The organism is Actinoplanes sp. NBRC 103695 (assembly GCF_030269485.1).
GTDB lineage: Bacteria > Actinomycetota > Actinomycetes > Mycobacteriales > Micromonosporaceae > Actinoplanes.
In genome coordinates this window covers 1-20759 of sequence record NZ_BSTL01000062.1, presented here as the reverse complement: position 1 = coordinate 20759, position 20759 = coordinate 1, and the positions used below count along the sequence as shown (strand labels likewise).

The 20759-nt window shown below is 65.0% G+C and carries 14 protein-coding genes and 3 pseudogenes; 13 read left to right on the top strand and 4 right to left on the bottom strand.

Annotated elements, in window-relative coordinates; translation table 11 throughout:
- Positions 1 to 232: 232 nt before the first annotated feature.
- The gene (locus tag QSK31_RS47280; RefSeq protein WP_285691745.1) at positions 233 to 1495 is read right to left on the bottom strand and encodes an IS701 family transposase; all 1263 of its coding nucleotides are present in this window, start codon (positions 1493 to 1495) and stop codon (positions 233 to 235) included.
- Between the two features lie 175 nt (positions 1496 to 1670).
- Positions 1671 to 2933 (bottom strand): IS701 family transposase, encoded by a 1263-nt coding sequence (locus tag QSK31_RS47275; protein ID WP_285691744.1) that lies wholly within the window; start codon positions 2931 to 2933, stop codon positions 1671 to 1673.
- Positions 2934 to 3066: 133 nt separating this feature from the next.
- Here QSK31_RS47275 and QSK31_RS47270 point away from each other — a divergent pair, with 133 nt between their 5' ends.
- The 6 genes and pseudogenes from QSK31_RS47270 (at position 3067) to QSK31_RS47245 (ending at position 9500) form a co-directional block, all read left to right on the top strand.
- On the top strand, positions 3067 to 4659 hold the full coding sequence (locus QSK31_RS47270) for an IS1182 family transposase (protein WP_285691743.1): 1593 nt from the start codon (positions 3067 to 3069) through the stop codon (positions 4657 to 4659).
- A 302-nt stretch (positions 4660 to 4961) separates the two neighbouring features.
- Positions 4962 to 5503 (top strand): annotated as a pseudogene (locus QSK31_RS47265) (transposase family protein); the annotation flags it as partial.
- 304 nt (positions 5504 to 5807) lie between these two features.
- The gene (locus QSK31_RS47260; RefSeq protein ID WP_352244793.1) at positions 5808 to 6989 is read left to right on the top strand and encodes a YcaO-like family protein; all 1182 of its coding nucleotides are present in this window, start codon (positions 5808 to 5810) and stop codon (positions 6987 to 6989) included.
- A 33-nt stretch (positions 6990 to 7022) separates the two neighbouring features.
- A complete protein-coding gene (locus QSK31_RS47255; protein ID WP_285691741.1) occupies positions 7023 to 8417 on the top strand; it encodes a TfuA-like protein in 1395 nt (464 codons plus the stop codon).
- 98 nt (positions 8418 to 8515) lie between these two features.
- Positions 8516 to 8650, top strand: coding sequence for a hypothetical protein (locus QSK31_RS47250; RefSeq protein WP_285691740.1), 135 nt, complete (start codon positions 8516 to 8518; stop codon positions 8648 to 8650).
- Positions 8651 to 8747: 97 nt separating this feature from the next.
- Positions 8748 to 9500: a class I SAM-dependent methyltransferase gene (locus QSK31_RS47245; RefSeq protein WP_285691739.1), complete on the top strand. Its 753-nt coding sequence runs from the start codon at positions 8748 to 8750 to the stop codon at positions 9498 to 9500.
- A gap of 141 nt (positions 9501 to 9641) precedes the next feature.
- On the opposite strand, the pseudogene QSK31_RS47240 reads toward QSK31_RS47245, so the two are convergent.
- Positions 9642 to 10433: pseudogene (locus tag QSK31_RS47240) on the bottom strand (IS110 family transposase); the annotation flags it as partial.
- Between the two features lie 1110 nt (positions 10434 to 11543).
- Between QSK31_RS47240 and QSK31_RS47235 the strand changes: the two are divergent.
- The 5 genes from QSK31_RS47235 to QSK31_RS47215 are packed head-to-tail and all read left to right on the top strand — an operon-like array spanning position 11544 to position 17962.
- The gene (locus QSK31_RS47235; RefSeq protein WP_285691738.1) at positions 11544 to 11918 is read left to right on the top strand and encodes an SDR family NAD(P)-dependent oxidoreductase; all 375 of its coding nucleotides are present in this window, start codon (positions 11544 to 11546) and stop codon (positions 11916 to 11918) included.
- A 17-nt stretch (positions 11919 to 11935) separates the two neighbouring features.
- A complete protein-coding gene (locus QSK31_RS47230; protein WP_285691737.1) occupies positions 11936 to 13384 on the top strand; it encodes a hypothetical protein in 1449 nt (482 codons plus the stop codon).
- 13 nt (positions 13385 to 13397) lie between these two features.
- Positions 13398 to 15923 (top strand): hypothetical protein, encoded by a 2526-nt coding sequence (locus QSK31_RS47225; RefSeq protein ID WP_285691736.1) that lies wholly within the window; start codon positions 13398 to 13400, stop codon positions 15921 to 15923.
- 42 nt (positions 15924 to 15965) lie between these two features.
- Positions 15966 to 16964, top strand: a complete 999-nt coding sequence (locus tag QSK31_RS47220; protein WP_285691735.1) for a zinc-dependent alcohol dehydrogenase family protein — start codon at positions 15966 to 15968, stop codon at positions 16962 to 16964.
- Positions 16965 to 17014: 50 nt separating this feature from the next.
- Positions 17015 to 17962, top strand: coding sequence for an NmrA/HSCARG family protein (locus QSK31_RS47215; RefSeq protein WP_285691734.1), 948 nt, complete (start codon positions 17015 to 17017; stop codon positions 17960 to 17962).
- Between the two features lie 380 nt (positions 17963 to 18342).
- Here the strand turns inward: QSK31_RS47215 and QSK31_RS47210 are convergent, their stop codons facing one another.
- Positions 18343 to 18882, bottom strand: coding sequence for a transposase (locus QSK31_RS47210; protein WP_285691733.1), 540 nt, complete (start codon positions 18880 to 18882; stop codon positions 18343 to 18345).
- 442 nt (positions 18883 to 19324) lie between these two features.
- Here QSK31_RS47210 and QSK31_RS47205 point away from each other — a divergent pair.
- Together QSK31_RS47205 and QSK31_RS47200 are read left to right on the top strand one after the other, a co-directional pair.
- Positions 19325 to 20181, top strand: a pseudogene (locus QSK31_RS47205) (IS5 family transposase).
- A 111-nt stretch (positions 20182 to 20292) separates the two neighbouring features.
- Entirely contained in the window at positions 20293 to 20721 is a 429-nt protein-coding gene (locus QSK31_RS47200; protein ID WP_285691732.1) for a hypothetical protein, read from the top strand.
- Positions 20722 to 20759 lie beyond the last annotated feature (38 nt).

Here is a 20759-nt window from a genome sequence, read left to right as displayed (position 1 = left end):
TCCAAATACCAAGCCCGCGGCCCGAACATCGACCGGCGCAGCTACCAGGCCACCGCCAGCATCGACGTCATCAGCCCCGACCCTTGACAGCCAACGTCCCGCCCTAACTGAACGGCGTTGGAACTAGTAGTGCTTTGTTAGGTGGTGTTGTCGTAGGGGCGGTTGCAGGTGTGGCATGCGCCGGCCATGACGGTGAGGAGTTGTTGCAGCTCACGGATTACGGCGTAGAGGGTCAGGCCGGCGCATCCGCTTTTGGGTCGAGGCGTAGCAGGGTGCAGAAGGCCTGGGCGAGGACGGTCAAGGTGACGTGGCGGTGCCAGCCGGTGTAGCGACGGCCTTCGAAGTGGTCGATCCCGAGCCCGGTCTTCAGTTCGCGGTAGTCGTGTTCGACCCGCCACCGCAGTTTCGCCAGCCGGACCAGGGTTTTCAGCGAGGTACGGGGGCCGAGGTTGGACAGCCAGTACTTGACTGGCTCGGCGGCCTCGGCTGGCCATTCAGCGATCAGCCAGCATTCGGGCAGGGTGCCGTCGGGGCCGCGGGGGATGTCACGGTTCGAGGGCCGGATCCGCAGGCGCAAGAAGTGCGAGCGCATCGCGGCGACCGGGATGGCCTTGGTGCGGCGGCTGCCGTGTCGCCAGGTCACCTGCCGGGTGGCGGCCTGACCGGCGGCCAGGACGAGGTCCTTGAAGGTGGCCGCCGGGCTGGGATAGGCCGGCTTGGGCGGGCGACCGCGGCCGGTATAGAGCGCCGTGATCGCGACCGCGGCGCCGGGGTGCGCGGTGGCATCCGGGTCGACCTGGACCGCGTACTGCAGGCCGCGTTCGGCCAGACCGAGCCGGAACAGGGTGCAGTCGCCATAGCCGGAGTCCGCGGCCACCGGCAGCTTCGGCAGCCCCCATTCGCCGATCATCTCGTCGAGCATGTCCAGTGCGAGCCGCCACTTCTCGCGATGGCGCACGTCATCGCCGAGACCGGCCCGGTCCCGCTTCGCCCGGACAGTGGCAGCTCTCTGCGGATCTTTGATCGTGGTGTCGTCCCAGGAAGCAGGGCAGAAAAGCCGGCAGTCCGCAGCCAGCGAGGCGGTGTCGGTGGCCAGCTGAACGCTGACCCCGATCTGGCAGTTCGCGGTCTTGCCCAGGGTGCCGGAGTACTGCCGGGCCACACACGGCGACGCCGTGCCGTCTTTCGGGAATCCCGAATCGTCGATCACGTACGCGGCCGGGTCGATCACCTCGCTCGCCCACCGGGCCACGTTCGCTCGTACCACCCGATAATCCCAGGTCGAGGACGTCACGAACTGCTGTAACTGCTGATGATCGACCCCGAGACGCTGCGCCATCGGCTGCATCGACTTACGTGACCCATCGGTCAGCAGACCACGAACATACAACTCGCCCTTGACCTGCTGATCCGACCGGACAACCGCACCCTGCAACATCTGCGCGGTGAACTCGACCAACCGGGGACGCACCAGCTCGATCTCTTCCGGAGTCACACCACCAAGCCAACCAACATCCACAACAGACACCAAAATGACACGCCGCAACCTAACAAAGCACTACTAGTAGTGCTTTGTTAGGTGGTGTTGTCGTAGGGGCGGTTGCAGGTGTGGCATGCGCCGGCCATGACGGTGAGGAGTTGTTGCAGCTCACGGATTACGGCGTAGAGGGTCAGGCCGGCGCATCCGCTTTTGGGTCGAGGCGTAGCAGGGTGCAGAAGGCCTGGGCGAGGACGGTCAAGGTGACGTGGCGGTGCCAGCCGGTGTAGCGACGGCCTTCGAAGTGGTCGATCCCGAGCCCGGTCTTCAGTTCGCGGTAGTCGTGTTCGACCCGCCACCGCAGTTTCGCCAGCCGGACCAGGGTTTTCAGCGAGGTACGGGGGCCGAGGTTGGACAGCCAGTACTTGACTGGCTCGGCGGCCTCGGCTGGCCATTCAGCGATCAGCCAGCATTCGGGCAGGGTGCCGTCGGGGCCGCGGGGGATGTCACGGTTCGAGGGCCGGATCCGCAGGCGCAAGAAGTGCGAGCGCATCGCGGCGGCCGGGTTGGCCTTGGTGCGGCGGCTGCCGTGTCGCCAGGTCACCTGCCGGGTGGCGGCCTGACCGGCGGCCAGGACGAGGTCCTTGAAGGTGGCCGCCGGGCTGGGATAGGCCGGCTTGGGCGGGCGACCGCGGCCGGTATAGAGCGCCGTGATCGCGACCGCGGCGCCGGGGTGCGCGGTGGCATCCGGGTCGACCTGGACCGCGTACTGCAGGCCGCGTTCGGCCAGACCGAGCCGGAACAGGGTGCAGTCGCCATAGCCGGAGTCCGCGGCCACCGGCAGCTTCGGCAGCCCCCATTCGCCGATCATCTCGTCGAGCATGTCCAGTGCGAGCCGCCACTTCTCGCGATGGCGCACGTCATCGCCGAGACCGGCCCGGTCCCGCTTCGCCCGGACAGTGGCAGCTCTCTGCGGATCTTTGATCGTGGTGTCGTCCCAGGAAGCAGGGCAGAAAAGCCGCCAGTCCGCAGCCAGCGAGGCGGTGTCGGTGGCCAGCTGAACGCTGACCCCGATCTGGCAGTTCGCGGTCTTGCCCAGGGTGCCGGAGTACTGCCGGGCCACACACGGCGACGCCGTGCCGTCTTTCGGGAATCCCGAATCGTCGATCACGTACGCGGCCGGGTCGATCACCTCGCTCGCCCACCGGGCCACGTTCGCTCGTACCACCCGATAATCCCAGGTCGAGGACGTCACGAACTGCTGTAACTGCTGATGATCGACCCCGAGACGCTGCGCCATCGGCTGCATCGACTTACGTGACCCATCGGTCAGCAGACCACGAACATACAACTCGCCCTTGACCTGCTGATCCGACCGGACAACCGCACCCTGCAACATCTGCGCGGTGAACTCGACCAACCGGGGACGCACCAGCTCGATCTCTTCCGGAGTCACACCACCAAGCCAACCAACATCCACAACAGACACCAAAATGACACGCCGCAACCTAACAAAGCACTACTAGGAGTCTGCTGAATAATGGGCGTGTCTTCTGTACGTGTTTATATAGATAGAAGAGAATTTGTGGGTGCAGGGTTCTGAGCGTGTAGACCGGGAGTTGCTGGACGCGGCGGCGCTGGTTGGGCATCTGGTGCCGGCCGGCAGCGTGTACGCGTTCCTGGCCGAGCATCGCAGCCGGGTGTTCCCGGATGAGATGTTCGCGGATCTTTTTCCCTCGGCCAAGGGTCGCCGGTCGATACCCGGGTCGGTGGCGGCGTCGATCCTGACGCTGCAGACGTTGCTGGACTACTCGGATGCGGAAACCGCGGAAGCGGCCCGTTGTGACCTGCGGTGGAAAGTCGCGTGTGGGCTGGCGTTGGACGACAAGGGATTTCATCGCTCGACGCTGACGTACTGGCGGCGGCGGCTGACCGGCTCGGATCGTCCACATCGGATCACCGACGCGGTCCGGCAGGTCGTCGAGGCCACCGGGGTGCTGCGGGGCCGGGCCCGGCGGGCGGTCGATTCCACGATCCTGGCCGACGCGGTCGCCACGCAGGACACGGTCACCCAGCTGATCAGCCAGATCCGGCGGGTGGCCCGCACAGTGCCCGGCGCCGCCGAACAGGTGACCGCGGTCTGCACCGGCCACGACTACACCCGGCCGGGTAAACCGGACATCGACTGGGACGACCCGGCCGCCAAAGACACCCTCGTGTCGGCGCTGGTCACCGACGCCGGCCGCCTGATCGCAGCACTGGCCGAGACGGAACTCGACGAACCGGCCCGGCAGGCTCTCGCCCTGCTCGCGCTGGTGGCCGGGCAGGACGTGGAACCCGCCGAGGGCTCCGACGGCACCGACGGCAGATGGCGCATCGCCCGCAAGGTCGCCGAGGACCGGGTGATCTCCACCGTCGACCCCGACGCCCGGCACACCCGCAAATCACCAGAGGCCCGCCGCGACGGCTACCGCGCACACGTAGCCGCCGACCCCGACACCGGGATCATCACCGACGAACAACTCACCAAAGCCAGCGGCGTCGACAACAGCGACGCCGCGATAGCGGCCCAGTTCCTGACCGGCGACCCCACCACCACCACCGGCGGCGGCAGCAGCAGCGGATCCGGCCGGCAGTGGTACGCCGATTCCGCCTACAGCACCGCAGAGCTGCGCACCGCGATCCGGCAAGCCGGCCACGAAGCGGTCATCAAACCCAAACCGCTGCAGTCCGCAGTCCCCGGCGGGTTCACCCTCGACGACTTCACCGTCCACGACGACACCACGGTCACCTGTCCCGCCGGGCACACCCGAACCATCACCCCGAAACGGACCGTCACCTTCGGCGCGGTCTGCCGCACCTGCCCACTACGCGAACGCTGCACCACATCCAAAACCGGCCGCGGGCTCGTCCTGCACGAACACGACGCCCTGCTACGCCAAGCCCGCCAGGACTGGAAAACCAACCCCACCCTGCCCCAGCGCTACCGACGACACCGCCCCAACATCGAACGCGTCATCGCACACGTCGCCACCCACGCAGGCCGCCGCCTGAAACTGCGCTACCGCAGCGTGTCAGCCAACAACGCCTGGCTCAAACGCCGCACCGCAGCACTCAACCTCCGCAACCTGACCAACCACGGACTGCACTGGACCAACCAATGGGCCCTCACCACCACCTGAACCAGCCACCCACCGGACCCGGCCCAGCACCCCGCCCCGCACGCCCGGCCCCGCCCAGCACCACGCTGCGCCCCGCCCAGACGACACCGCCTGACCGAACCGCAATATTCAGCGGACTCCTAGACACCTTTCTCTGGCTCAGGTCCATTGTGAGGCTTTTGGGGGATCGACGTGGATAGGTGCTGGCGGTTCTGCTGGTGGCATGCGCTACGGCGATGGCGGTGGGGTGGATCAGGTGCGCCGGGTCCGGCCTGAGCTGGTGCGGCAGCGGGCGGCGGAGATGTTCGAGGCCGGTGTTGCGGCTGCTCGCGGCGAAGATGGCCGGCTACTCACACGTCACCATCGACGGCACGTTGATCGAGACCGACCGGTGCCGCACGCCCGGACCAACACCTGGAGTGGATCTCTGGTGGTCGGGAAAGCACGACAACCACGGCGAGAACGTGCAGGTCATCACCGCCCCGGACGGCTGGCCGCTCTGGACCTCGCCCGTGCGGCCCGGCCGGAAACACGACACCACCGCCTTACGAAGCCACAACATCCTGCCCCTGATGAGCGTTTGGACCGACGATCAGCTGCGCGTGCTCGGCGACCTGAGCTACGAAGGCGAGCAGACCACGACCACCGTCGCGTTCAAGAAACCGAAGAACCGAGCCTGCACCACCATCGAGCAGCAGTTCAACCGTGCCCACAATGCGGTCCGCGCGATCGGCGAACGCGGAAATCCCTGCTCAAGACCACCTTCAAAGCCCTGCGCAACGTCAGTCTCTGCCCCTGGACCATCAGCCAGATCACCGCAGCAGCCCTCGTGATCCTGCACATCGAACACGGCCGGACCACCTGAGGAAGACGTCACCCACGTCAGCGACCCGTTACTCGGAAAGCCTCACTGGCCCCGGCTGGCCGGCACTGGACTACAGACGTCGGTCACGTGAAGCATGACCGGCGACGCCGGTGCACTACTCACGGTAACGTCAACTTTGCCCTATTCCCCCATGCCTGAGAGTCAATATCTTTGCCGAGTGAGGTTGTTCGGCCGTAGCGTGTTAGGGCACTTCCTTCCATTGCGGACGACAGGGTCACGACGCTGGCCGCCGTGAGTCATAGGGCGACCGTCGACACGTGCTCATTCAGAGCGCGATTGTCGTTTGGACGTTCATGAGAGGGTTTCATTGTTGGCTCGGATTTCACAGACGACAAAGGTTCTGGTCGACGGAACTCATCGGACCCGCGCTCCCGAAGAGACCTGGGAATGGATTCAGCCGGTAGTTCCCATGGTCGGCATCACACGGGTGGCGGACGTGACCTGGCTCGACACGATCGGCATTTCCGTTTACCAGGCGATCCGCCCGAACAGCTGGTCACTGTCGGTTTCCCAGGGCAAAGGGTTGACTCCATTACTTGCGCGCATCTCGGCGGTGATGGAGAGCATTGAAACCTGGCACGCGGAGCGCCCCCAGCTGCCTTCCACACCGGCGACCATCCGCGAGATGAGCCCATCCCTCGGCTATCGTCCCGAGCGCCTGACACTGGCCGCCCGCAACTACCTGCACGAGGACTGCCGCGTCGACTGGCTCCCCGCGAAACAACTGGCCACCGGGTCGCCGACGCACGTGCCCGCCCAACTGCTAAATCTCGACAGTCGGCTGTCCCATACTTGGAGTCCACCACTGTTTCGCCCGAGTAGCAACGGACTGGCAAGTGGAAACAACACCGACGAGGCGTTGCTGCACGGCATGTACGAAGTGATCGAGCGGGACGCCACGGCCCGAGCCGTGGACAGCAGCAGGGCGGACGATGACTGGTCTCGACCGCGCGAAGTCGACCTGTCCACAGTTGACGCCCCGAGCCTGCGGAGCCTGTTGGACCTCTTCGCAAGGGCGAAGGTCAACGTTCGGGCACGCCTGCTCCCCAGCCCAACCTCCGTCCCCACGTTTGACGCACTCATCTGGGACGATGCCTTTCCAGTCTCCTTCCGAGGAATGGGTACACACCTGGACGCGACTGTTGCTCTCTCCCGGGGGCTCACAGAGGCGGCACAATCACGGCTTACCGCGATCGCAGGATCTCGCGACGACATCGGCGCCTTGCCATACCGCTCGGCTGGTATGCCTGCCGCGCCACAACCCTCCGACGATGCACGGCTTGACTTCGCAGACATTAAATCCCGGAACTTCTCGAATACCGGCGATGAGGTGCTCGAAGTGGCCGGGAAGCTAGCGGACGTGACCGGGACCCTCCCTATATACGTGGATCTGCAGCGTGACGATATCGGTGTTCCCGTCGTACTCACAGTGTGTCCCGGAATGCGATTCCTGCCATTCCATTGAGACTTTTTCAATACCTTCTTGCGAGGATCAGAGATGCGACGCCTGCTCTACATCGGCCCGTCATTGCCCGGGGCTGCCGCTCTCCTCGGTGACACTGGCATCGAAGTAATGCCTCCGGTCGCCGCCGGTGATCTGCTGCGGGCCGGACTCCGGGCCGGTGACATCGTAGGGATCGTCGATGGCTACTTTCACCAGGTCGGTGCCGTCCGACACAAGGAAATTATCCTTCTGCTCGATCGTGGCGTCCGCGTCTTGGGTGCAGCAAGCATGGGAGCATTGCGCGCAGCCGAGCTGCACGAATTCGGAATGACAGGGGTCGGCGCGGTCTTCACCGCTTATCGCGACAGCGAAATTGAGGCTGACGACGAGGTAGCTCTGCTGCATAGCACCTCCGACGAGGACTATCAGCCACTGTCCGAGACCCTGGTTGCGATGCGCGCAACGTTCGCGGCAGCTGCGCGGCTCGGCGTGTGCGATCCGGCAGAGGCCAGTGCCCTGGTAAGGGCGCTGTCCCGTCGACACTTCTCGCAGCGGTCGTACGGTGCGCTTCCAAAGCTCGCGCCCTCGGTGGGCATGACTGTAGCGCGCGCAGAGGAAATCAAACGCTTCTGCGTCACCCATCCTCAAGACCCCAAACGCGAGGACGCTTTGGCCTTGGTGGACCTCATGACTAATATGCCGGATACCGATGAGGCTTCCCGGCTCATGCCGGAACCTTGCGCGCTCACGACACACCTCTACATGTGGGAGCTCGCTGCGGAAGGCCGCACACCAGAGGACCGGGGCCCGCGCAGTGCGGACATCCACAACCTGCGTGTCCTGCAACTCCTGGAGCCAGATTATCCGCGCCTCCATGAGAGCCTGGTGCTTGAAAACATCGTGGCGGAGTGTCGGCAACGCTGCGGCCGCCAAGAGAACGCGTCAAACTCCGACACGGCCGAAGCCGCGTTGCGGCATGGGATGCACCGAGGCTTCTATCGGTGGCCAGCGGTCAAATCCGAGCTTCCCTTCCTCCAGCAGTGGACTACGGTCGCTGAGCGCGGCCGATTGAGCGCCCGGGAGCAGCTCCTCCGATTCCTGATCCGCAGTTACCGATGGTCGCCGGGAACGCCGCCGGACCGAATGGCACTAGCTCGGGCTCGCGTTCTCCCCAGTTGGTCGAATGCCGTCTATGTTAACAACCTCGCATGGGAGATGAACGACCGGATCACATCACTACGCGACGGTCTCAGACTCGCAGCCATCAACAAAGATCTAGTACTTGAAATGTTTGCAACGCGATGGCACACCTCGGGTGACGACCTCGCGCTTGCGGCGCTGGACCGTGGCATTGGCACCATCGAAAACCTCATTGCATTGGCGCGGCCCTTCTACCTGTTGCTCCGGTACGACAAGAACGCCGCCGAGCGGTTCCCGGCGCTTGTGTAAGCCGCTACAGAAAACCGAACGCCTTCTCACCGACGGCACCACCAGCACCACCATATATCGGTACGGCGACAGTAGTCGCCCCGCGAAAGGAGAAAGGCATGCAAGAAGTGAACCCCACGGAGGCTGAGCTGGCGGAGATCTTCTCGGCCCGCCGTGAGTCGGCCGAGGCAGTCGCCAAGATCTTCGTCACCTTCGAGCCCGCCGCCTGGGCTGAGGATCTGCTGGACAACTGACGCCTCCATGCGCAGGCCCCGGCTGCCGTCCCCGAGTTACGACGGTCGGGGCCTGCCCCTGCTGAAACCACCGCTCCATCGAACCAAAGGCACAACGATGAAATCCATCACAAAGGGCCTTCCTCTGGTCGCCGGCGATGCCTTCGGCGCGGCACTTCAAGCATGTCACCGGGCCGGGTCGCGCGCCGGGACAACCTACGCGGTGTTCGAGCGTGACGATGGCATGCTCACCGTCAACGACGCAGTGATGTACCTGAGCGAGCATCACAGTTGGCCCGACATCGACTATCGCGCCCCGCTGGCGGCGACCGGTCGCGTTGTGGACCTCGGATGCGGGGCTGGGAGGCATATGCTCCCGCTGCAACAGCGGGGCCTCGAGGTCCGCGGCATAGACGCGTCACCTGGGACAGTTGCGCTCGCCCGTGCTCTCGGCGTCGACGCCGATCTCGCCGATATCTCTGCGCTCCCCGACGAACTGGGTACCTTCGATACCTTTCTGCTGTTGGGCGGTAATTTTGGCTTGCTCGGTAGCCGCGAGGGGGGCCATCGCGTCCTTGCCACGCTGATCCGGTTGGCCCGGCCCGGTGCTTGCCTCATCGGCACAGCGGTGAACCCGTACCAACTCACGGACCCAGCCCATCAACAGTACGGCGATATCAATACGGGTGCTGGACGGATGTTCGGGCAATACCGGATGCGTGCCCGTTATCGAAATATGGTCAGCGACTGGTTCGACCAGCTCCTGCTCTCACCGGAGGAATTGAACGAGCTGGCCCTAAGTTCCGGCTGGACGCTCAGTAACGTGGAGGAAGAGGGGCCAATGTATATGGCTACACTGAGATTGACTTGAGCTCGACCGGCCAATCGTTGCGGAAAAGGCAACCGCCATGATCCGACGTGTTTCAGGACGCCCACACTGCCAATGCCTCGGCGCTGTCGAAGGGGTTGGAACCCAAAAACGCTTAGCCTCGATCCACCGATGAATGTTGACAAGGATCCTCTCCACCTCGGTGGCGACCTGGTCGCGCTGCTGCAGCACCTGGCGCAGGCTGTCGGCGAGCCGGGGCAGGACGGTCTCTGCCGCCGCGGTGCCGGGAACGGTGACGGTCTGCTCGTCCAGCGCGGTCAGGACCTGCTCGACGAGCCGGGTGCCCATTCTCGGGGCCCGGCAGGCGACCAGTGCGAGGAGCTTGCGCCGGCCGGCCTTGCGCAGGCCCGTAGGACCACCACACTTTGACAGCAGTTCCTGCGCCGCTGGATGGCTGATCTTAGGGCCTAGGACGTCTTCCAGGGCGGGATGGATCTGGGTGAGCAGGCCGCGGATGCGGTTACTGATCCGGGTGGATTCGGCGGCGAGGTCGTCGTCATAGCCGATCAGGACTTCCAGCTCGGCGAAGGCCTCGTCGCCGGCGTCGACACGCCGCAGCGTGTGCGGCAGGGTCCGGGCCGCGTCAGCGATGACGTAGGCGTCGCGGGCGTCAGTCTTCGCGGTGCCGGGATGCAGATCGGCAAGGCGGCGCATCGCCAGGCCGGGCAGGTAAGCCACCTGATGCCCGCACGCGCGGGCCACCGCGACGGCGAGCGCGCCGATCGAGGCGGGCTGGTCGACCACGACCAGGATCCGCCCGTGGCGGGCAAGTTTGTCGAACAACGCCCGTAGCCGCACCTCGGTGTTAGGCAGCGGCGCATCGTGCAGCCGCTTGCCGTCCAGGGCCAGCCCGACCGCGTGGTGGTCGCTCTTGCCCACGTCCAAGCCGAGGAACACGCCGTACTCCACGCTCACCGATCACCTTCATCACACCGACTGACCCGGTCGAGGGTCTGGCGTCGAGCTGCCGGCATCCACGTTACGAAGAGACCAACCCAGAACGCGGGCGGCCGGGTCCCTATTCAGCGGTCCGTCGACGCCACCCGGCCCGGCGGCAACACCCCCCGGATCATGCGTACGACAGGGGGCAAGAGCCATACCGGACCAGGCGACCGAGATCCCCAGCTGGGAATGATCAAAAAGGTAACGGGGGCCGACCCGCCCGGACGATCGATTGGGCCGACTCGCCGCCGATTTCGCCGAGCGTCTGGCGGTATGTACGAACGGGTTCTGGTTCTCATGTGACAGCTCGAGTCGCGGAAGGCCGTTCTTGCTGCGGATCGCGCTTGATGTGAAGAGATTATCGACAAAGCTGGACGCCGTTAAGGTGAAGGCGGCCCGCGCCGCTGCGATTACGGCAGGCTTAGGTTCCCGGATGGGTCGCAGTCAAGGTCCTTTATTTGGGTGGTCCAGTGTGGACAGCATCACAGAGGATCTCGTGAACTAGCATTGATTCCTACTTCTAGCAGGCAGCCTGCGCCCAGGACCCCAAGCAAGCAAACATCGCGAGCATATTGATGCTTGGAAGAAGTTCCAATGCACCTTGCTGAGAGCCAGATCCGGGCACTACCGTGGTTTTCGGTTCCCCAGTGTTTACTCATCCCCGGTCGGGCCCAGCCTCGGCCTTGCCGTCCAGTCAGACCTTGCCTGTCATGCGGTTAGCGCACGGCGGCAACTGCTGGAATGGCGATTTGTTGAAGGAGATCAGTGTGCCGGGAAGCAAACCTGTAATGCCTCTTCGATGCCAGCTTCATAGGCGATCTAATGCGCTTGGCCACATTGATTAAGGGCGATTAAATCAATCGCCATCGGTGCAGGAAAACGCGGCGCAGATCGGCGTTCACATGGCTTCCGACATCGTCGAACCTTTCAGGTCGGTGTTGAGGCCCGGAAGTCAGCGGCCGTTGCCGCGCTGAACCGCGGGAGCGGGAACCCGTCACTGGCCAACGTGCGCCAGCTGCGCTCGAAGTCGTCGAAGCCGGTTGCAGTCGCCTGAGCCGAATCGAACGAGAAGGTGGCTGGTTTATGTCGTCCATCGCCTTAGAAGTCCGCCTCAGTCGTGTCGCAGATATTCCAGGCGACTTGTCGCATCAGCTCATGCCCGAAACGTCCAACGATCTTCATCTTCGGGTGGTCCGTCGCTGCATCATCAACATCGGATCCGTCACTGCCGCCCGCGGTGACTGGAATCAAGACGCATACAACGTGACCAAGCGCGCGGTGGCGAACCCAACCAACGCGATGGCCCTCGGTCACGGTCGGCGGATTCGGGACGCGGTGCACCCCGGCGTCACGACGAGCCACGAGTACATCCGCTACATCCGCGTGGCGCTCGCCGATTGCATGTCGCTGCGCGAGCGTTCGATGACCGCGTGCCCATGCGCCGGTCGTACCCGCTGACCTGGAGGAATCCCGTCATGACGTCATCTTCGACCGTCCCACCCCTGGCAACGTTGACGAACCTGACCACCGAGTCACGCCTCATCCCCAGCCCGTGGGCGCGGATGGTGCGTGGCATCGGGCTCGGCCAGCACTCGGCCGGGTACGAACCCGCTGCCGCCGCCCACATCCGTGGAGCGTTCGCACAGCTCACCGCCAAGGTCGACGGCGAGGACCCGTACACCGGCTTCTGCGCCCTGCTGTCCGAACTCATTCTCCGGGCCACCGAGTCCGGCGATGTCGAGGAGGTTCTGCCATCGGTCCTGCAATCCGTTGGGCGCCAGGACAACCCGTACCTTCGGCTGATGGCCGGATCAATCCTGATGGATGCCTTCGCCAAACTCGGTCTGGCCACCTCCCTGTTGGTGAACGACCACCGGGACTTTCCGGCCGAGATGCTGGCCAGCTTGGAACTGGTCCGGCCTGACCGGATCGACGACGAGAATCGTGGTCATCACGGGGACTACGAACGGGTCTGCGCCAGTGCAGCCCTGTTCCTATCGATCGGGCAGTTGGGGTTCACCGATCGCCTGGTCGCGGGCCCGCGCAACTACATCCGGGAGAGTCTCGCTCTGCTGGAGAACATCCCGTCCCCCTTCTACCGGGGACGAGGAGGGGCTCTGCTGTTCACAGTGATCGGGATCCTGGGACACGCGCCGCTGGCCCACGCCGGTGATCGTGACTACATCACCGAAACCCTTGATCAGTTGGACCGTTTCGACGAACTGGAGAAGCCGCTCTTCCCGCAGCCCATGACCGTCGCCTCGGCCAAGGTCTACCCGTTGCTGACCATGCTCAACGCGATCGCGGCCTGCGGTACCGCGGAGCACCTTACCCGCAGCCGTGACCGGATCGCCGAGGCCGACTCCCTGATGGCCCAGCTCACGACGCCCGAACTGTGCCACATGTCCCTGTACTACATCACCGCCCGGGCGAACCTGGGCCGACCGGTCGAGAACCTCGACGTCTTCCTGACCGAACGCGTACGCCGGTGCGAGCAGGACGTCGACCCGGGTGCGGACTTCTTCCTGAACGGCATCTCCTTTCCGTACATCTTCGAGACCACGACGATCCTGGGGCGGGACGACCTGATCAGCGACGAGATGATCGACCGCTTCCTGCGGTGCTTCCCGGACCTGGGGCGCAACCGGGCCGACCGGATCCACCGCACGTTCCCGCTGAGCTACGGCATCAACGCCCTGGCCGGTATGGGCCGGGCCACCCTGATGTTCGAGCCCAGCCAGCACTATGCCGGTAGTTCGCCCCTGGCCTGGGTGGTGGGGCAGTTCTCCGAGGGCGCCCAGGACGAGGCCGGCAGGCTCGCGCTGGTCAACCACGCCCTGGTCGACTATGCCCTGCGACAGCGCGGTCCCGGGCGCGACGAGAGCTCCCTGTTCAAGGGCTTTCACTTTCCCCTCGCAGGATGAGAGGACAGACACCATGATCACAGGTTTCTTTCCCGGTCTGGGTAGCCGGGACGCCTATCGCAACCTCGGCCGGCACCTGCTCGACGACAGTGCTGCCGCCGAGGTCTACAACGAGGCAGCGATCGCACTGAACCTTGCCGGGGCACCGGAGAGGGTGATTCTGGCCTCGGAAAACCTTCCCACCGGCAGGATGGAGCGCCTCGGGTTCATCGGCGCCGCATTCCTGGCCCACAACGTCGCCCTGGGAGCGAGTGCTCCGGCACCGTTTTCCCTTTACGCAGGGGAGAGCCTGGGCATGGTAGCCGCCGCGATGGCGGCGGGCGCACTCTCGGTCGGTGACGGCGTACGGATCGGCGAGGTCTTCACCCCGCTGATAATGGTGGCGGCCGACGGATGCGACTCCTCCGACCCGGTGGCGCGCCAGATGGCGCTGCACCTGGACGGTTTCACCGACGAGCGGCCATTGGTGCCGGAATCGCACCACGTCGTCGGCGTCAGCGGCCCGCCTGATCAGCTCACCACGTTCGCGCAGTCTCTGGCCCGGGAACTCCCGCCGTCCGACGTGGTGGAGATCCACAAGCTGTACTCCCCGACGCAGGTGAACGTCTACGTCCGCGCGAGCGCGTATGCCTCGTTCGCTCTCGCGATGCGTCGCTTCCCTCGGCTCAACGCCCAGGACCTGAAGCCGGCTACCACTTTCCTCGCGCACTCCTCCCGGATGTCGGGGGTGCGCGGGGCCCTGGAGAAGTACTTCGCCACAGCGGGTATCGCCTTCACCGATCCCCACACACCCGTGGTGTCCAACAACGGCGGCGGGATCCTGACCACGGCCGGGGAGATCCAGGCCGCTGTGCTGGCCATCATCGATGAGGTGATGGACTCCCGCACCACGGTCCAGACCATCCAGGCGCAACGGCAGGCCCTCGTGGTCGAGGTGGGCCTTGGCGGCAAATCCCTGCGGCTGCTGCGCGACAACGAGATCCGCTGCCGAGTGCTGGGCTACACCGGCACGGTGTACGACCGGGCCCTGCTGCGGCACCACGCCACCCTTACCTCACCCGGTCCGGCCGACCTTCCGGAGGAGGGCGATCTCATCGCTCACCATGCCCGCCGACGCAACCTGCCCGAAAGTTCTGTGCTGCGCTACATCACGCGCAGCGAACGGGTCGTCGGGTTCGGCAGCGGCGGTAGCGAGTCGATGGCCGTCTTCCTGCGCAAGGAGGGTTCGCCCGGCACCACGGTACGCAAGGTGCTCAGCGAGCGCCTAGTCACGGCCCGGTGGGACCCTCGGGGCGGCGGCGTGATGCTGCCGCCTTTCGCCAAGGCCAAGAAGCAGGCAGAGTACCTGTCCGGTCTGCCAATGCACGTGCGCCCGTACTTCCCCGAGGTTCTCGACCTGACCGAGCGTCAGGTCTTCGATCGGGGCCGGACCCAGCAAGAGATCATCTACGACATGGCTTTCGTGCCGGGTGACGAGGTCAGTCGGTTCATCAAGCGCCACTCTCCGCCCCCGGCGGTGGTGGCCCGCCTCTACCAGGAGATCTTCCGGGTCCTGGCGCAGAAGGTGCACGTTGTCAACCGCACCCCGGCACCCGGCGGGACGCTGGAGACCTCGTACTTCCGCAAGATCGAGGACCGGCTGGCGCTGTGCCGCGAAACCGCGCCGAAGACCTTCAGTCCGGACCTGCTCGACAGCGAGCACATCATCATCAACGGCGTCCGCTACCTCAACACCAAGCCGTTGCTGCATGCCTTCCGTGAGCGCCCGGGCTACCGGAAGGTCCTGGAGCCACGAACGCACTCCCTGGTGATGGGCGACACCAACACCGAAAATATCAAACTGACTCGTCCGGCGCCCCTGGTGCAGGCGCAGAACCTGGTCAGATCGGGTGTGGCCGGGGCCCTCGACCAGATCACCGCCGACGCCCTGGGCATCACGTTCCTCGACCCCCGAGCCATTGGCTTCGAGAGCACGGGCCGCGACACCCGTGACGACCCCATGTACGACAACAAGCCCTGGCACAACTCGGTGGGGCACTACGACGAGATTCACGAAGAGTACTTCTCGCTGAAGGTGTGGTGCTCTGGCGGATCCCCCGCGGTGGACGTCGTCTTCACTCCCGACAACCCCTACCAGAAGGCCTACCGGGTCAGGGATGTCGCGGTGAACCCGGACGAGGTGGTGACCCCGGAGCAGCCCCGCGGGATCGAAGACTACTTCGCGGCTGTCATGACCTCCTCATCAGGCACCGCCTCGCCGTACTACGACGACGATCCCTACTGGCTGCCGCGCTTCGTCTTCACCATGGGCACGCACTTCGCCGCCATGCCACCGTTCCACTTCAGTTCCGACATCCAGGGCGTGCTGACGGACACCTGGCAGGTACAGCGCCGGCCGATCGCCATCTACTGCGAGGGCGTGAAATGGCTGAACTGGGCTCTGGAGATCCTTGAGGGCAGCCGGACCGAGTTCCTCGGCGTACCGGTTTCCCCGCTGCCATACGCCTCCCCCACCACACCCGCAAGGGACCGCCGGTAGTGACGCACTGCCGGAAACCGACCGTAGAGGAGTCGCTGATCCATGAAGTTGTATCGCTGGGGCACCGCACCCGGAATTGCTGGCCTGGAACTGCACCAGCGCGACGTGCCGCAGCCGCAAAGGGGCGAGGTGCTGGTGAAGGTACGTGCGGTGTCCCTGAACTTTCGGGACGTGCCGGCCGACAAGCCCTCCACCTCATCCCTGGTACCGGTCTCGGACGCGGCCGGACAAATCGAGGCCGTGGGTGAGGGCGTCACCCGGTTCCGTACCGGCGACCGCGTGATCAACGCCTATCACGCCGACTGGATCGGCGGCCCGTACCCGGCCCGCGCGAAACTGCTCGGGTACGGGGTGGCCCAGGACGGTTGGCTGAGCGAGTACCGCGTGGTGCCGCAGCACGCACTGGTCGCGATTCCGGGCTCACTGAGTTTCGAGCAGGCCGCGACGCTCCCCTGCGCCGCCGTGACCGCATGGGCCGCCCTCGGCGGCCCGACCCGGATCAAGGCCGGTGACAACGTGCTCGTCCTGGGCAGCGGTGGGGTGTCGATCTTCGCCTTGCAGATCGCCCGTGCCCTGGGCGCCACCGTCGTGGCCACCACGTCGACCTCCAAGAAGGCCGATCGGCTGGGCGAACTGGGCGCCGCGGCGGTGGTCAACTACCGCGACCACCCGGAATGGAGCAAGCAGGTGCGGGCCGAGACGAACGATGAGGGCGTGCACCGGGTAGTCGAGGTCGGTGGCCCCGCGACCATCCGGCAATCGCTGGCCTCGCTCGCCCGCCGCAGCGGTGAGATCGCGCTGATCGGCTTCGCCGGGGGCGGGTCGGCCGCGATCGACTTCTGGGAACTGATGGGCCCCGGCGGCACGGTGCGCTGGATCGGCGTCGGCAGCCGCACCGACACCGAGGACCTCGTCGCGTTCCTTACCGCCCACCACATCATGCCGGTCATCGACAGCGTGTTCGGCTTCGACGAGGCCCCAACTGCCTTCGCGCGCCTGAAAAGCGGACAGCACCTGGGCAAGGTCGTCATCTCGCTCTGAAGGCCCGAAACCCACCGAACGAATCCTGATTCCAGGAGGACACCCAAAACATGCCTGCCAAGAAAACCATCGTCGTGCTCGGGGCGACCGGCTACCAGGGTGGAGGGCTGGCGCAGGCCGCTCTGGGGGACCCCTCGGGCGAGTTCGCCGTCAGGGCCGTGACCCGCGACCCCGATTCGCAGAAGGCGCGTGCCCTGGCCGCCCTGGGCGCGGAAGTGGTCAGCGGCGACATCGGTGACGAGGGCGCGATGACACGCATCCTTGAGGGGGCGGACGGCGCGTTCCTCGTCACCTTCTTCTGGGAGCACATGGCGCCCGGGCGGGAGACGGCCGAGGCCGCCAGTCTGGCCCGGGCCGCGAAGGCCGCCGGCGTCCCCCACGTCATCTGGTCCACCCTTGAGGACACACGCCAGCAGGTGCCGCTTACGGACGACCGGATGCCCACGCTCGAGGATTCCTACAAGGTCCCGCACTACGACGCCAAGGGTGAGGCCGACCGGTTCTTCGCCGAACTGGAGGTACCCACGACATATCTGCGCACCTCGGTCTACTGGGAGAGCTTCGTCCACTACGGCCTGTGCCCGATGCGCGACGACGACGGGACGATGGTGCTGACCCTGCCGATCGGCGAGGGGCGCCTGGCCACGATCGCGGCCGAGGACATCGGCCGGAGTGCGCTGGAGATCCTCCGGCGCGGTCAGGAGTTCCTCGACCGGACCGTCGGGATCGCCGGCGGCCACCTGAGCGGTGAAGAGTTCGCCCAAGGGTTCGCCGCCGCCCTAGGCGAACCGGTCCAGTACCGTCCCCTGACCCCGGCGCAGTACCGGGCCCTGGGCACGCCGGCGGCGCAGGATCTCGGCAACATGTTCCAGTACAGCGTCGAGTTCGAGGACTCCTACTGCGGGATCCGCGACATCGATCTCACCCGGTCGCTCAACCCCCGCCTGCTGACGTTCCCCGAATGGGCCGTCGCCAACAAGGACAAAATCCCCCGCTGAGGCCGCTGGCCGGCCAACGAGGCCCACAGACTCGGCCGAGGCATTCACTAACTCAGCTCGAGTCTCATACTTTAATGTCCTGACCAGGGTGTTTGTGCCGGCCCGGTCGTCGATCTGGTTCGCACCCGCCGACGAGGGAGTACTGCGTTACAACGACTTCCTGGCCGGTCGCGTCTACCACCCGCCCGCGTGAAACATCCCTACCCCGAGGAGCGCTCCGACGCCAGAAACCCAAAGCAGGAGCCCAGTGCGGAAATCCCGCTCGCTGAGATCCGTGCGGGAGCCGCCCGAAAGGGCGGCTCCTACCGCGATCTGGTCATTCCCAGACAGGGATCTACTTAGAGGACGTCTGATTCACGTACTTTGCGTGTTATGTGGGTTTAGCCGTATCGCCAGGTTGGGGTGGTTTCGGCGGTGAGGCGTTTGGCGGTGTTGTCGATCATGGCGATGCGGATCATGGTGGCGGAGGTGGTGGGGAGGGTTTCGTAGTCGCGGGCCAGGGTGCCGACGATTTTCTTGCCGGCGTCGATGCCTTGGGTGGCGGCGGGGACGTTGGTGGAGGTTTTCACGCTTTGGGTGTCCATGGTAGATCCGGTGGGGTTGATGGTGCGGCCGGATTTGTTACGTACCAAGCCGTTGAGGTGGTAGTTGAGTTCGGTGAAGATGCCGTCTGCGGTCCACGCGGTGAAGTACCAGTAGACGCTTTGCCAGGGCGGCAGGTCGTGGGGCAGGTAGCGCCAGGCGATGCCGGTGCGGTTGACGTAGAGGATGGCGTTGAAGATTTCGCACAGGTCGTGGGTGGCGACGCGGCCTTTGACGCCGGCGCTGGTGCGGGCCTGGCGCCATGCGGTCAAGCGGGGCTCGATCAGCGCCCAGCGGGCGTCGGACAGGTCGGATGGATAGGCGGCACGGTCGGTCATGATGTTCCAGGTAGGCCCCCGCTGATAGCGGGTTGCGGACCTCGGGTGCGTCGATTACCTCCCGAACCCGATCCAGACACGATCGAGGGAACAAACCGGGTTTATCGATTCACCACAGGTCGGGCTTATCACTGCCGAAGTGGCGATCTGGACATGAGATCCGACTCGACCCGATGGCTCTAAAGTCACCCTCACCCCCGCGAACCAGAACCAAACGCCCAGTCACTGGAAGTTTTATAAGCACTGGTGGTGTATAAGGCATTTGGAAACAGATAACGGCGGCGCTGCTTGGCCGATCTACCCGAATCACGCACTATTAGCTGCTTCACGTCTGAGCCGTTCGGCCGCTTTTCGCCCCTCGATCGTGTTTCATCGACTTTCACCACGGAATCGACGGACACGGCGTCCTCGCAGCAGGCCACCAACACCGTAATCCACCACGATGACTGAACGTCGCGCATACCCGTCCGACCTGTCCGACCCCCGCTGGGCCTTGATCGCGCCCCGGCTGACCGCGTGGCGTCAGGCCCGCACCGACGCCCGCACCGCGCTCGGCATCAAAGGCCGCACCCCTACCTATGACCTACGGGAGATATTCAACGCCATCCTCTACGTCAACCGCACCGGCATCGCCTGGCGCTACCTCCCGCACGACTTCCCTCCACACCCGACGGTCTACGGCTACTTCTCCCTATGGACCAAGGAAGGGATCTTCACCGAACTCAACTACAACCTCACCGGACTCGTCCGTGACCACCACGGCGAGCGGCCGAACCAACAGCGTCCATCATGGACACCCAAAGCGTGAAGACCTCCACCAACGTACCCCTCGACACCCAGGGCATCGACGCCGGCAAGAAAATCGTCGGCCGTAAACGCGGCATCATCACCGACACCCTCGGCCTGCTGCTCGCCGTGATCGTCACCGCCGCCAGCGTCAGCGACAACACCATCGGCAACGACCTACTCGACCAGGCAACCACCGCCCACCCCACCATCACCAAGACATGGGTCGATGCCGGATTCAAGGTCAAAACCGTCGAACACGGCGCCGAACTCGGCATCAACCTCGAGATCGTCACCAAAGACCCGCAGCTCAAAGGATTCAGCGTGGTCAAACGACGCTGGGTCGTCGAGCGAACGATCGGCTGGCTCATGCAGCACCGCCGCCTCGTGCGCGACTACGAAACCCGGCCCGACAACTCCGCAAGCATGATCACCATCGCCATGATCGATAACCTCGCCCGCCGCCTCACCGACGAAACCACCCCAACCTGGCGAGACCCCCAAACTACATAACACCACAAAATACGTTAATCAGACGTCCTCTCAGAGGTGGATCCAGGACGTCGAGAAGAAAGGCCATCCTCAGAGGAGGCGCTTTCACCATTTGCGGATCACCCCGGGGATGTGCTGGACGCTGGTAACGCCGCGCCCGCAGCCGCGTTTGGCGGCAGGAATAGCAATACGCCTGAGTGGGAGCGGAAGGCCATCGATGCCTTCCAGGCTTCCTACGAGAAGGGTGTGGAGACGGGCGCGATCGTTGCGGCCGTACGGGATCGGAACGGTGCGATTCGTCAGGATCCGCAGGTCGTGGACGCCACGAGGGGTGACATCTCGTACATCGCCGCGTATTGGCTGCGCCGCTGGACGGCCATGGGTGAAATGCCTTCCTACACCGGCAGTGAGATAAGCGGGCGACTGGTCGACGACGGCTGGTTCACCAACGCGCAATTCCTGGAGACGTATCAGAGGGCAGTAAGTGCCCGCCTGCCGCTTTCGCGGGTTGTGGTGTGCTCGGCCCGGTTCCAGGTGTTTCGTCGTCGCTCGATGGCGTGACGTGGTGGGTGTGGCTGAGGTCGGGCACGCTCGTGGCG